This window comes from Priestia megaterium (genome assembly GCF_023824195.1).
Lineage (GTDB): Bacteria > Bacillota > Bacilli > Bacillales > Bacillaceae_H > Priestia > Priestia megaterium_D.
Map to the genome: position 1 here is coordinate 4353090 of NZ_CP085442.1, position 13028 is coordinate 4366117.

The window sequence follows — 13028 nt, forward strand, 5'->3', positions numbered from 1 at the left end:
ACCTTTATAACATTTCTAAGAATCGATCTGATATAATTTGCGTATCTTCAGGAGTACGGCAAATAATCAAACATGTATCGTCTCCACAAATTGTTCCTAATATTTCATCCCAGTCCAAATGATCAATTAATGCACCAATCGCATTTGCATTTCCCGGCAATGTTTTCATCACCAACATATGCCCGGCTGAATCAATTTTTACAAATGCGTCCATAAGAGAGCGCTTTAACTTTTGTAAGGGATTAAAACGCTGATCTGCAGGCAAGCTGTATTTGTATCGACCGTCCATCAAAGGCACTTTGACTAAGTGCAATTCTTTAATATCACGAGAGATTGTTGCCTGTGTTACATTAAAACCTTGGTTTTTTAAAATATCCACTAATTCATCCTGTGTTTCAATATCATTATTCGTGATAATATCACGAATTTTAATATGTCTTTGCCCTTTATTCATGTTGGCACCTCACATTAATATGTAATCTTCTTTTTGTTTTGTTGTTTATAAGTCTTTCACTAATTAAGTATCATAATGTGTTCAACTTGATTATGCACCTTTTGTATAAAGAGTCATAATCAAATCGCCAATGCTAAGTCTTTGCTTAACATTGGCCATTATTACTTTTTCTCTTTTAACGTCTTATGTGCTTCTTCGACCACTTCACGCACAGTAAGCGGAGCTTGATTTTCACCAAGTTCACGCTCGCCTTTCCAGCGCAGATGAAGAAGAAATTCGATATTTCCATCTCCTCCTGTTATCGGTGAATACGACATGTTATATACATCGTATCCTTGATGAAGGGAGAAATCCACCATGCCTTGAAGGACTTCTTCATGCACTTTTGAGTCACGCACGATTCCTTTTTTCCCAACTTGCTCTCTTCCAGCCTCAAACTGTGGCTTAACGAGCGCAACAACATCGCTGTGTGGAACAAGAAGCGTTTTTAACACAGGGAGAATGAGTCTTAAGGAAATAAATGATACATCAATAGAAGCGAATTCAGGCAAGCCTCTTGATAAATCAGCTGGCGTCACATAACGGAAATTTGTTCGTTCCATTACTTCTACCCGTTCATCTTGACGAAGCTTCCAAGCTAGCTGATTATAGCCTACGTCTAGCGCATAGGACATCTTCGCTCCATTTTGAAGCGCACAATCGGTAAAGCCTCCAGTAGAAGAACCAATATCAATCATAATTTTATCGGCTACATGAACATTAAATTCTTTAATCGCCTTTTCAAGCTTAAAGCCGCCTCTGCTGACATAGGGCATCACTGCACCTTTAATTGTCAGCGGCGTATCGCGTTCAATTTTCTCTCCCGGCTTATCCAAACGAACTTCATTGGCATAAACAAGTCCTGCCATCACTGTACGCTTTGCTTTTTCTCTTGTTTCAATCAAACCTCGTTCTACTAATAATACATCTACTCGTTCTTTTTTTGTCACTTAACTTCAAGCCTCTTTTGTGTTGGTGTTACGAGTTTTTTAACTCGATTTATAATCTCTTCTTTGGTTAAGCCAATTTCTTCTAAAAGTTTTGTTACGCTACCATGCTCGATAAAGCGATCTGGAATCCCCATACGTTCAACGCGCGTATCGTAATAGCCGTGCTCTGATGCAAACTCTAACACTGCGCTTCCAAAACCGCCTTGAAGTACCGCTTCTTCTACCGTAATCACAGGCTTATTTGTTTGGAAGATCTCATGAAGCATTTTTTCATCCAGCGGTTTAATAAAACGAGCATTTACCACTTTGACGCTGATTCCTTGCTTCTCAAGTTCTTGTGCTGCATCCATCGCCATTGAAATCGTTGTACCAAACGTTAAAATGGTTGTATCTGAACCTTCTTTTAATACGTCCCATGTACCAATCGGAATGTTTTTCAGTTCTGAATCTAGTTCAACACCTAATCCGTTTCCTCTAGCATAGCGCATGGCAACCGGACCTTCTTCATAAGTCAAAGCAGTATGAACCATGTGCTGGCCTTCATTCTCGTCTTTTGGCATCATAATAACAAGGTTAGGCAAATGACGTAAGAATGCAATATCAAACACGCCTTGATGCGTTTCACCATCAGCACCTACTAGCCCAGCGCGATCAATCCCAATAAATACATTTAGCTTCTGACGGCAAATATCATGAACCACTTGATCGTATGCACGCTGTAAAAACGTAGAATAAATAGCTAAAAAGGGCTTCATATTTTGAGTTGCAAGACCCGCTGCCATTGTTGTTGCATGCTGCTCTGCAATCCCAACATCAAACATGCGATGCGGAAACTCTTTTTGAAACGCTTCGAGTTTTGAACCCACAGGCATTGCTGGCGTTACGGCTACAATGCGATCATCTTCCCTAGCCATCTTCAATACCGTATCACTTACTAGTTTACTCCAAGCAATCGGAACATTTTTGTCTTTAATAAAGTCACCGGATTCAATTTTGTAAGGGCCTGTACCATGCCATGCTCCGCTTTTATCGCTTTCCGCCGGCAAGTACCCTTTCCCTTTTTTCGTAATAACGTGAATCAGTACCGGTCCTTTTGTTTTCTTTGCATATTGTAACGTTTCCAATAAATCGTCATAGCTATGGCCATCAACCGGGCCTAAATACGTAAAGCCAAGGTCTTCAAAGAACATGCCTGACACGACCATATACTTTAGGCCATCTTTTACACGTTCTGCCGTTGCCGCAAGCTTACCGCCTACTGCAGGCACTTTTTTCAGCAAGACTTCAAGCTCATCTTTTACCCAGTTGTATTTGCCCGCCGTGCGCAAACGTCCTAGAATACTGTGTACAGCCCCCACGTTAGGAGCGATAGACATTTCATTGTCATTTAAAATAACGGTCATATCCGTTTGCTCGTGCCCGATGTGGTTAAGCGCTTCAAGAGCCATACCACCTGTTAAAGCCCCGTCACCAATGATAGGAACAATATGAGCTTTTGTTTTTTGCAAATCTCTTGCAGCAGCCATTCCCATTGCGGCTGAAAGAGATGTAGAACTATGTCCAGTTTCCCATACATCATGCTCACTTTCGTCACGCTTTGGAAAACCGCATAATCCTTTATATTGACGGATTGTATCAAACTCTCCCGCTCGTCCTGTTAAAATTTTATGGACATACGACTGATGACCGACGTCCCATAAAAATTTATCTTTTGGGCTATCAAATACTTTATGGAGTGCAAGCGTTAACTCAACGACCCCCAAATTTGGTCCTATATGACCACCAGTTGCAGAAAGCTTTGTAATTAAAAACCGACGAATCTCTTCACTTAGTTCTTCTAATTGTGTTACTGACATTTTCTTTAAAAACTCAGGATTTTTTATCGTTGTAAGATCCAAGGTGGATCACTCACTTTCGTACTTGTTATAAAGTTACCTTAATACATTGTCTATTGTTTTATACGTATAGTCAATTTTTAGTATTTCCTTATTACTTACAATACCTTTGATATTCTATCAGTAAACCAGTGATATTCAAAGGAAAACAGTGAAAAAATAGCCGCTAACACAAATGTGATAACGGCCACCAAGATATTGTATATGTCTTTCAAACCTATGCACTACGCTTTTATACAGTAGTAAAATCATTATAGCATAGCCCCTATTGGGACTCAATCTTATTTTACTGTATCACTCAAAAAACCTGACAGAAATCGTCATTAACTATCACGTCTTGCTATATATAAACAAATTTCTTCTAGTAATCCGTGCTTAATTTGAGCTTGACGTAACGAGAGAAGTGCTTGTTCAACATGATACTGTAACTTTTCTTTGGCCGCTTCCATACCTAATAAAGAAGGATATGTCGTTTTTTCATTTTCTGTATCACTGCCAATTGGCTTTCCTAATTTTTCTTCAGAACCTTCCACATCTAAGATATCATCTTGAATTTGAAACGCTAATCCTACATGTTTACTGAATTCTTCTAGTAGTTCTTGCTGTAGAGGAGTAGCTTTTGCAAGAATAGCTCCTGCTCTTACACAAAATCCTAGCAGCTTCCCAGTTTTGTGAAGATGAATATATTCAAGCTCGTCTAGCGTAAGCTGCTTTTTTTCGCCTTCCATATCCGCAACCTGTCCGCTAATCATACCTTCTGTTCCGCTGGCTTTTACCAGTTCTGTAATGAGCTGAAGCTTCATATATGATGTAATTTCAGGATGTGCCGCTTCAGAAATGAGCTGAAAGCTATTTGTTAAAAGAGCATCCCCAGCTAATATAGCCGTTGCTTCGCCGTACACTTTGTGATTCGTCGGTTTTCCTCTTCTTAAGTCGTCATCATCCATACTAGGTAAATCATCGTGAATGAGAGAATATGTATGAATCATTTCCACTGCACAGGCTGTCTCTAATCCCATGCTCTCGTCTTTTCCAAACGCATGTAGCGTGGCAAATAACAGCACTGGGCGAAGTCGCTTTCCTCCTGCCGTAAGAGAGTAAAGCATGGATTCTTTTAAGTTAACGGGAGCGTGTAATGCTTTTACCACTTCAGGCAAGCGTGTTTCTACTCGATCTTTTGTAAAAGAAATATACTCTTTTAAATTCATTTCACTCACCATCACTCTTCCTCCTGTACGGAGAATGGCTCAAGCGTTCCGTCTTCACGTAAAATAGTTTCCATTTGCTTTTCAATATGCTGAAGACGATCGTGACAGAATTTTGAAAGAGTCATTCCTTCTTGGAATTGTTGAATTGCTTCTTCTAAAGGCACGTCGCCTTCTTCTAGCTTGTTTACGATGGTTTCTAACTGTTCCATCGCCTCTTCAAACGTATACTCTTTATTTGTCGCCATTTTTCATCGCTCCTCTATTTTCGAAACTTCACACTGCAATTGTCCATCCGTCAAACGAACGTTTACCACATCGCCTTCGGATACTTGTTTGGTTGATTTAATTAACTCTTTTTCGTCATCGTATACTAAGCTGTAGCCTCTTTCCATTGTTTTTAATGGACTAAGCGTATGTAATTTTGAAGTTGCCGTGGCAAATAAAAGCTGTTTTTGCTTTAGCAGCTGCTGCATCTCTTTTGTCAGCATTTTCGTCAGCTGCTGTTGACGCTCCGCCGCTTTCGTTAACTGATGCTCGGGATGATTGCGCAACAAAGCGGCTGTTAGCTGCTCATAGTTCGTCCGTTTATGTTCAATGTACCTTCTACCTTCACGATAAAAACGCTCCATCAACTGGTCTAACTGCTGCTCTTTTTGCTCGACCAACTTTTGAGGATAACGAAAAGCATATGATTTCTGGGATCGTTCAAGCCTGCGGCTACTAGACTGAAGCATCTCTTTCATCGAACGAAGAAGACGGATATTTCGCTGAGTCAATCTTTCTGTAATTTCACTGATATGAGGCACAGCCAATTCCGCAGCACCCGTTGGAGTAGGAGCGCGAAGATCTGCTACAAAATCTGCAATTGTAAAATCGGTTTCATGTCCAACCGCTGAAATAACAGGAATAGTAGAAGTGAAAATTGCACGAGCAACGCTTTCTTCGTTAAAAGCCCAAAGCTCTTCAATTGACCCACCACCGCGGCCAACAATTAATACGTCTGCTTCTTTACGACGGTTTGCTTCTTCAATTGCCTTAATGATAGACGGTGCCGCATTCACTCCTTGAACAAGAGCGGGCATAACAATAATGTTCGCGTTATATCTGCGCTTTAATGTCGTAATAATATCACGTACGGCTGCTCCAGTTGGAGATGTAATAACACCTATTGTTGTTGGATACTTCGGCAGTTTTCGTTTCCTAGCAGGATCAAATAAGCCTTCTTTTTCCAGCTTTTTTTTCAGCTGTTCGTAGGCCAAGTATAAGTTTCCAACGCCGTCAGGCTGCATTTCTTTTACGTACATTTGATAATTTCCGCTTGGTTCATAAACCGAAATTTCAGCTCGAATGAGTACATTCATTCCTTCTTCAGGCTGAAAATTAAGCTGACGGTTATGCCCAGCAAACATAACGGCTGCGATACGAGCATTTTGATCTTTCAAGGTGAAATACATATGTCCCCGACTATGACGTTTAAAGTTAGAAATTTCTCCTTTAATCCATACATCTTGCATATGAGGGTCTACATCAAACTTGCGCTTAATGTATCGTGTAAGAGCCGTAACGGTTAGATAACGCACTTCACTCATCATTTTGCCTCCTTTGGAGTCACCCTCTCCCCTTTATATAAAGGAGAGAAGCATTTTGGTCACTTGATTTGGCAAGATGAACCTTTATTTAGATAAAGTTGTTAACACTTTAGACAATACGCCATTGATAAACTTGCTTGATTGATCATCGCCAAACGTTTTCGCTAATTCAATCGCTTCATTTAACGTAACGCTCGTAGGAATTTCTTCTTCATACTTCATTTCGTATACGGCAATACGTAGGATAACGCGGTCTACAGTAGCTACACGATCTAACGTCCATTTTTCTAAATGATTGCGTAAAAGTTCATCAATTTCTTGCTGATGTTCAACCACACCTAGCACGAGACTTTCTAAAAATTGATCAGACTTTTCATTTTGTACAACATTTCCGATTGCCTCCATTGGCTCGGTCTGCCCTAAATCATGCTGAAATAGTGCTTGTAGTGCTTTTTGGCGTGCTGTATGTCTTTTCATTATTTTTGCTCCTTTATTTATCTTCTTCAACTAGTATACCTAGATAATAGCATAGTTTATGAAACGATACTTCATTGTTCTTATACGAAGTTTGTAGAACACGAAAAAGACCGTCTTTATGACGAGACAGTCTTTTTCACTTTACCATAGCTTGTGTTGAAAAGGAACAAGTAATCATACGTTATTCCATTTTAGCAACAGCCGTTAGGTAAACGTTTGTTTTATTCAACTTCTTCAATATCAGTTTTTTGCGTATCAAACTGAATCCCTACGATATGAATGTTTACTTCATCGAGATCAATAGCTGTCATATTTTTAAGGGCTTGACGAATGTTATCTTGTACTTGTTGCGCTACGTTTGGAATAGACACCCCAAACTTCATCATACAAAATACGTCTACTTTTATCCCGTTTTCTGTTAAGTCCACTTTTACACCTTTACCGTGGTTTTTCTTTCCTAGTTTCTCCACAACGCCAGCTGCAAAATTTCCTCTCATTGCAGAAACGCCTTCTACTTCAGAAGCAGCAATACCCGCAATGACTTCAATAACCTCAGGAGCAATTTCTACTTTGCCAAGAGAATTTGGGTGTTCTTCCATTTCTAATACATGATTTTCATTCATGTACAGCACCTCCTATAGTTTATATTATACTAAGAATTCATTACGTCATATAGCTCAAGAAACTTCGTGTTAAATTCACCGCTAACAAATTTTTCATGATTTAATAGTTTTTGGTGAAAAGGAATAGTGGTCGCAACGCCGTCGATAACAAATTCATCTAACGCGCGCTTCATTCGTTCAATAGCTTCCTCACGAGTTGGCGCATGAACAATCAATTTAGCCACCATTGAATCATAGTAAGGTGGGATTGCATAGCCCGGGTATGCAGCAGAGTCTACGCGCACTCCGTAGCCACCTGGCGGCAAGTACATTTGAATCGTACCTGGTGATGGCATAAAGTTTTTCTCTGGGTTTTCTGCGTTGATTCGGCACTCAATTGCCCATCCGTTAAATGTCACTTCTTCTTGCGTAAACGGTAAAGTTTCACCATTTGCAACTTTGATTTGTTCTTTAATTAAGTCAACTCCTGTCACCATCTCTGTAACAGGGTGTTCTACTTGGATACGCGTATTCATTTCCATGAAGTAAAATTTGTTTTCACGGTAATCATAAATGAATTCCACTGTTCCGGCTCCTGTGTAATTAACGGCTTGAGCGGCTTTAACAGCAGCATCGCCCATTAATTCACGCGTTTTTTCGTCTAACGCTGGAGAAGGCGTTTCTTCAATTAATTTTTGAAGACGGCGTTGAATCGAGCAATCACGCTCTCCTAAATGTACAGTATTTCCATGAGAATCAGCCAACACTTGGATCTCAACGTGACGGAAATCCTCAATGAACTTTTCAATGTACACACCAGGGTTACCGAAAGCTGTAGCAGCTTCTTGCTGTGTAATTGTAATACCTTTGATAAGCTCTTGTTCATTTTTCGCAACGCGGATTCCTTTTCCTCCGCCTCCTGCCGTTGCTTTAATAATAACAGGATAGCCAATATCATTAGCGATTGACATACCGTCTTCCACTGACTCTACAATTCCAGTTGAACCAGGAACAATTGGGACACCCGCTTCACGCATCGTTTCTCTCGCTACGTCTTTTGTTCCCATTTTGTTAATGGCTTCAGGACTTGGTCCTACAAATGTAACGTTACACTCTCTGCATAGCTCTGCAAAATCAGCGTTTTCAGCTAAAAAGCCGTATCCAGGGTGAATGGCGTCACAGCCCGTTAGCATCGCAACGCTCATAATGTTTGTAAAGTTTAAATAGCTGTCTTTAGATGACGTTGGTCCAATACAATACGCTTCGTCTGCTAATTGTACATGCAAAGAATCGCGATCAGCTTGAGAATGAACAGCTACTGATTCTACACCTAACTCTTTACACGCTCGAATAATTCGAACCGCAATTTCTCCTCGATTCGCAATTAATAGCTTTTTAATCATATTTACCGCTCCTTATTCAGGCTTTACTAAGAAAAGAGGTTGACCGTATTCTACAAGTTGTCCATTTTCAACTAATACGTCAACGATTTCACCTTTAACTTCTGCTTCGATTTCATTAAATAATTTCATTGCTTCTACGATACATACAACCGAATCTTTTTGTACTTTATCTCCAGGAGTTACGTATACATCTGATTCTGGCGATGATGACGCATAGAATGTCCCTACCATCGGAGATGTGATTTTATGTAAACTTTCATCAACCGCTGGGGCCGCTTGTTCTTCTTTTGGTTGAGCAGACTGTGCTGCTGGGGCTGGCGCTGGAGCCGCTGCTGCCTGCGGTGCAGGTGCTGCCGCTTGTTCAGGTGCCGAAACCACTACTTGCTGCGCTTGTTTGGAAACAATTGCGTCTTTTTTCTTCATCTTGATTTTGGAGCCTTCGTGCTCATAGGTGAACTCCTCGATTGATGATTGATCAACTAGTTTAATGATCTCACGGATCTCTTGAATTTTTAACATATTGAACACTCCTACCTCATGAAAATAGAATTCTCTACAATGTTAATAATACGACAGATGGCTACAGCCATTCAATTCGTTTGGCAAACATTAAAAAGAAGTTCCACTTACTCTATAATAACTTTTTAGCGTTATCGTTTTATAAATGGAAACATAGCTTTACAGATGACAATACTTATGAAAACATTTGTCACCTAGTACTAATATAAGATTATGAAACCTATTATAACCGAAGTAAAAAAAGAAAGCCATGTTAAAATTTTTACCGTCTCGCTTAGATTTTAGTCATTTCATAAAAAAAGAAGTGTAAACAACCCCAATTTATGGCTGTTTTACACTTCTTTTATTCCCTTTATTTAGTTGGCTGAAACTCTACCGCTACTTCTTTTGGTCCCATTTCTTTTTTGACTAGCTGAATGATTTGATTTGCTTTTGTTTTCGAGTGTTTTTCTGTCTTAACCGTAATTTGTACTTGCTTTCCGTCTGCTCTTACTAGCGCGTCACTGTATCCTTTTGCTTTAATTAATGTTTCCAGCGTGGCTTCTTTTTCCCCGAGCTTTGATAATTCATCAATTTTATCCATCGCCTTGCTTACTTCCGCAGGCGTCACATTTTTTGATGCAGCTACTTCTTGATACTCTTCTTTTAATTGACTTCTTTCATCATTTAATTCCAAACGAAGCGCCGTAAATAGCTCGTCGCTATCTGTGCTTGATACAACCGCTGATTCTTTTGCATTTTTAGCCGTTTCCTTCTTTACATCTTCTGCTGAGCCTTCAGTTTTTGAATCTTCTTTTGTTCCCGATTTCTCATCTGCCTGTTGTTTTGTATCTTCTGCAGGAGCCTTGTCATCAGCCTGCTTTTCGCTTTGTTTTTCATTGTCTACTAGCGCAACATTACTCTGAGGATTTTCTGGCGTTGTCATATAGTACACCGATAACACAACAACTAAACTTAACATTGTTAATAACCAAACCGTTTGCTTTTTTAATAACATATTCATTTCCCCCTCATCCTTTTTTCGCTAATACTGCTACTCTATGACTTGGTATATCGAGCGCTCTTGTCACGGCTTCAATAATAGATTTCTTTACCTCGATATTATCAGCTCCTTTAGCGACAACTAACACACCTCTTACTTTTGGCTTTTCGGTTTTAACTACAACAGGCTTTTCTTGTTCTCCACTTCTTACAATGACCAGCTGTTCATCTGTTGAGGAATCTTCAACTTTACGAGTCCCTCCTTCACGGTCCGTTTCGTTGGTCGTTTGCGATTTTGTGACGCTGTTTTTTTCATATATTTTGGATTCTGTTGCATCTAGGTTCACAATTACTTTTACCTTACTTACGCCTCTAACTTGATCCAAAATATCTTTCAATTCTTCCTCATACCGCTCTTCATAACCTGTCATCGTTGTTGTCTTTTTGGAGCTAAAAGCGGGAACATCCTGTGATACCGGTGGTGCGCTGGTTTCTTTGCTTGCACTCTTTAATAATCCGCCTGAATTCATAGATGTTGTGAGTGAGTTGCTAAATACCATAAAGATAACGCCTGCAGCTAGTAAAATGCCTATATACATTAACTTTGAAGGTTTCTTCGTAGTTGATGACTGTTTAAGTGAAAAGAACCGCTGAAAAAATGATGGGTCACCTTTTTCTGGCTTTTGACTCATTTCGTGTCTCCCTCCTCCATATTCACAACAACTTGGCCTTGTTTTACATCCCATTTTGCTGCTAAATAGTTGGATAATTTCTTGGATTCTGTTGGTTTGTTTGTTTCGATCGGTGTGGAGGTATCAATAGAAATAACTTTCACAGCTGAAACAACCTCGGACTCATCCGATGCTTTTTTACTTACGGCAACTGAAATGGATTTAATATTATCAGCGGTAGGTTCGTCGTTCGGCTTTTTTGTTTCAATGTGAATTCGATCAATTGCTACACCATACTGATCCATCAACTCCTCTTTTACATCTGCCTCCATTTGGACAGCCATTTGTTCTAAAATATATGCACGTTGTGAAGCTTGTATTTCTTTTTTCTGATTTTCTATTGAATTTTCTACCTGGTGATCGGATCGAATAGATGATAAGCTAAGTGATTTCAGCATTTGATTAACATCTACTTTAAAAATTTGAAAAACGGGTGTAATAATAATCAGCATTAAAAGAAGTCCAACCACCAGCTTTGTATATTTTTGAAAACTAGAATTGGGCAACAGTAAATTAATAATGGTAGCTAATAAGATAAAAAGAACGATATTAGTAATCCACGTCGTTAAGGCCTGCAATTTCTTCACCTCACCATCATTGTGACGTTGCTCGCTGTAATGATGACCGTTAAACATAAGAAAAACATAAGCGAGACAACCGCAAGCGCCGCAAAAATATAGATGACGCTTTTGCTGATAATGCTCAAGCAGGAAATAACCGGTCCTCCTCCAATGGGTTGAAGAAGAGCTGCTGCTAGCTTATAGATAAAAGCGAGCGTTAACACTTTAATAGCCGGAAACGCGACGATTAACAGTAAGACTGCTACTCCAGCAATCCCTACTGAATTCTTTAATAGAAGCGAGGCACTGATGACTGTATCAGCCGCATCCGTGAACACACGCCCTACAACAGGTATAAAGTTCCCTGTGACAAACTTTGCCGTTCGAATCGTAATACCGTCGGCAACAGCTGACGTGGCCCCTTGAACGGATAGCACTCCTAAAAAAACAGTTAGGAATATTCCAAGCACGCCAATGCTTATATTTCTCAACAGCTGAGCAAGTTGTGTAACCTTATGCTCATCTGAAATCGTACTCACAATGCTAAGCAGTGCTGAAAGAAAGAGTAACGGCATCACTACGTATTGAATAAGCAAACCGCTTGTGTTCATTAAAAACAAAATCATCGGATGAAAAAAGGCTGCCGATACAACTCCTCCTGATGATGCCATTAAGGCAAGCAGCAGCGGCACTAGAGCTAAAATGAATTTGGTCATGGTCTCAATCGCTCCCGTTGCATAAGAGATAGCAATTTGAAAACTATTAAGAGCAATGATGATCAAAACCATATATACAAGCGCATATGCTACTTTACTTACGGTCTGCTGATTAAACGCACTTTGGAGCGTTTGCAAAAACACGCTAAAAACCGTTAGCATAATGAGCGTACCGAGGAGCTTTCCATTCGCTAATACTTCATGAAATAAAAACTTTACAAGACCTCCTAGCCATTCTTTAAGAGAGAACTCTTTTTCTCCTTTTAAAAAATCGACTAAACTTCCCTTCTGACTCTCGGGTAAAAAGCCGCCGTATTGGGTAATAATATCGTCCCAAAATTGTTTGACTTCATTGATACCGAGCTTATCAATTTGTTCATTGACAAGTTCTTGCTGCTTCGGGGGTTCGGAAGCTTGTACATTTTCTGGAAAGAAAAAAAAGAGGAACAAAAGAAGAGCGAGTATATTCACTTTAAACGTCCACCGCTTCATTTCGTCACCTCATATTAAGTAAAATTAATTGGGCAGCATTGAAATAATCGTTTCAATAATGACCGTTAAAATAGGAATTGCCATGGAGAGAATCAGCACTTTTCCACCTAATTCAATTTTAGAAGCAATGGCACCTTGCCCTGCATCTTTCGTAATTTGAGCACCAAATTCGGCGATATAGGCGATACCAATAATTTTCAAAATGGTTTCCACATAAATCATGTTAACGTGGGCATTAATCGACAGCCGCTCGACCATCTTAATAATCTCGTAGATTTGATCAATTAAAAAAAGAAAGATCACGGATCCCACAAATACAACAAGTAAAAAAGCAATAGGTGATTTATGTTCTTTTAAAATAAGAGCCAAAAACGTAGCTACTAATCCTAAGCCCACAATTTGAAGCATTTCA

General features: G+C 39.6%; 15 protein-coding genes. All 15 read right to left on the minus strand.

Translation table 11 applies throughout. The annotated features are described in order from the left end of the window. Window positions 1-4 precede the first annotated feature (4 nt). Entirely contained in the window at window positions 5-454 is a 450-nt protein-coding gene (ahrC, locus tag LIS78_RS22565; protein ID WP_013059136.1) for a transcriptional regulator AhrC/ArgR, read from the minus strand. A gap of 161 nt (window positions 455-615) precedes the next feature. Beyond that, window positions 616-1443 (minus strand): TlyA family RNA methyltransferase, encoded by an 828-nt coding sequence (locus tag LIS78_RS22570; RefSeq protein WP_252284383.1) that lies wholly within the window; start codon window positions 1441-1443, stop codon window positions 616-618. Next, complete coding sequence (gene dxs / locus LIS78_RS22575; RefSeq protein ID WP_195781876.1) at window positions 1440-3341, minus strand: 1-deoxy-D-xylulose-5-phosphate synthase; 1902 nt, start codon at window positions 3339-3341, stop codon at window positions 1440-1442. Before dxs ends, LIS78_RS22570 begins: the two co-directional genes overlap by 4 nt. A gap of 320 nt (window positions 3342-3661) precedes the next feature. Beyond that, window positions 3662-4558, minus strand: a complete 897-nt coding sequence (locus tag LIS78_RS22580; protein WP_252284384.1) for a polyprenyl synthetase family protein — start codon at window positions 4556-4558, stop codon at window positions 3662-3664. Continuing rightward, window positions 4558-4791: an exodeoxyribonuclease VII small subunit gene (locus LIS78_RS22585; protein WP_013059140.1), complete on the minus strand. Its 234-nt coding sequence runs from the start codon at window positions 4789-4791 to the stop codon at window positions 4558-4560. The genes LIS78_RS22580 and LIS78_RS22585 overlap by 1 nt, the downstream gene beginning before the upstream one ends. A 3-nt stretch (window positions 4792-4794) precedes the next feature. Further along, window positions 4795-6135 (minus strand): exodeoxyribonuclease VII large subunit, encoded by a 1341-nt coding sequence (xseA, locus tag LIS78_RS22590; protein WP_195781874.1) that lies wholly within the window; start codon window positions 6133-6135, stop codon window positions 4795-4797. 84 nt (window positions 6136-6219) lie between these two features. Continuing rightward, on the minus strand, window positions 6220-6612 hold the full coding sequence (gene nusB / locus LIS78_RS22595) for a transcription antitermination factor NusB (RefSeq protein WP_013059142.1): 393 nt from the start codon (window positions 6610-6612) through the stop codon (window positions 6220-6222). Between the two features lie 221 nt (window positions 6613-6833). Further along, window positions 6834-7235, minus strand: a complete 402-nt coding sequence (locus tag LIS78_RS22600) for an Asp23/Gls24 family envelope stress response protein (RefSeq protein ID WP_013059143.1) — start codon at window positions 7233-7235, stop codon at window positions 6834-6836. A gap of 29 nt (window positions 7236-7264) precedes the next feature. Beyond that, a complete protein-coding gene (gene accC / locus LIS78_RS22605) occupies window positions 7265-8617 on the minus strand; it encodes an acetyl-CoA carboxylase biotin carboxylase subunit (protein WP_013084993.1) in 1353 nt (450 codons plus the stop codon). Between the two features lie 12 nt (window positions 8618-8629). Then, window positions 8630-9136, minus strand: a complete 507-nt coding sequence (accB, locus tag LIS78_RS22610; protein WP_013059145.1) for an acetyl-CoA carboxylase biotin carboxyl carrier protein — start codon at window positions 9134-9136, stop codon at window positions 8630-8632. A 352-nt stretch (window positions 9137-9488) separates the two neighbouring features. Then, window positions 9489-10139 (minus strand): SpoIIIAH-like family protein, encoded by a 651-nt coding sequence (locus tag LIS78_RS22615; RefSeq protein WP_223268967.1) that lies wholly within the window; start codon window positions 10137-10139, stop codon window positions 9489-9491. Between the two features lie 7 nt (window positions 10140-10146). Then, window positions 10147-10809, minus strand: a complete 663-nt coding sequence (gene spoIIIAG, locus LIS78_RS22620; RefSeq protein ID WP_013084996.1) for a stage III sporulation protein AG — start codon at window positions 10807-10809, stop codon at window positions 10147-10149. Next, entirely contained in the window at window positions 10806-11435 is a 630-nt protein-coding gene (gene spoIIIAF, locus LIS78_RS22625) for a stage III sporulation protein AF (protein ID WP_229754524.1), read from the minus strand. The genes spoIIIAG and spoIIIAF overlap by 4 nt, the downstream gene beginning before the upstream one ends. Further along, entirely contained in the window at window positions 11432-12616 is a 1185-nt protein-coding gene (gene spoIIIAE / locus LIS78_RS22630; RefSeq protein WP_195781873.1) for a stage III sporulation protein AE, read from the minus strand. The genes spoIIIAF and spoIIIAE overlap by 4 nt, the downstream gene beginning before the upstream one ends. Window positions 12617-12640: 24 nt before the next feature. After that, window positions 12641-13024 carry a stage III sporulation protein AD gene (gene spoIIIAD / locus LIS78_RS22635; RefSeq protein ID WP_013059150.1) on the minus strand — a complete coding sequence of 128 codons (384 nt, stop codon included), beginning with the start codon at window positions 13022-13024 and terminating at the stop codon, window positions 12641-12643. Window positions 13025-13028: the final 4 nt, after the last annotated feature.

Coding starts and splice junctions, on each gene's coding strand:
- ahrC (WP_013059136.1), bottom strand. CDS start 454: ATGAATAAAGGGCAAAGACATATTAAAATTCGTGATATTATCACGAAT.
- LIS78_RS22580 (WP_252284384.1), bottom strand. CDS start 4,558: ATGGTGAGTGAAATGAATTTAAAAGAGTATATTTCTTTTACAAAAGAT.
- LIS78_RS22585 (WP_013059140.1), bottom strand. CDS start 4,791: ATGGCGACAAATAAAGAGTATACGTTTGAAGAGGCGATGGAACAGTTA.
- xseA (WP_195781874.1), bottom strand. CDS start 6,135: ATGAGTGAAGTGCGTTATCTAACCGTTACGGCTCTTACACGATACATT.
- nusB (WP_013059142.1), bottom strand. CDS start 6,612: ATGAAAAGACATACAGCACGCCAAAAAGCACTACAAGCACTATTTCAG.
- LIS78_RS22600 (WP_013059143.1), bottom strand. CDS start 7,235: ATGAATGAAAATCATGTATTAGAAATGGAAGAACACCCAAATTCTCTT.
- accC (WP_013084993.1), bottom strand. CDS start 8,617: ATGATTAAAAAGCTATTAATTGCGAATCGAGGAGAAATTGCGGTTCGA.
- accB (WP_013059145.1), bottom strand. CDS start 9,136: ATGTTAAAAATTCAAGAGATCCGTGAGATCATTAAACTAGTTGATCAA.
- LIS78_RS22615 (WP_223268967.1), bottom strand. CDS start 10,139: ATGAATATGTTATTAAAAAAGCAAACGGTTTGGTTATTAACAATGTTA.
- spoIIIAG (WP_013084996.1), bottom strand. CDS start 10,809: ATGAGTCAAAAGCCAGAAAAAGGTGACCCATCATTTTTTCAGCGGTTC.
- spoIIIAE (WP_195781873.1), bottom strand. CDS start 12,616: ATGAAGCGGTGGACGTTTAAAGTGAATATACTCGCTCTTCTTTTGTTC.
- spoIIIAD (WP_013059150.1), bottom strand. CDS start 13,024: ATGCTTCAAATTGTGGGCTTAGGATTAGTAGCTACGTTTTTGGCTCTT.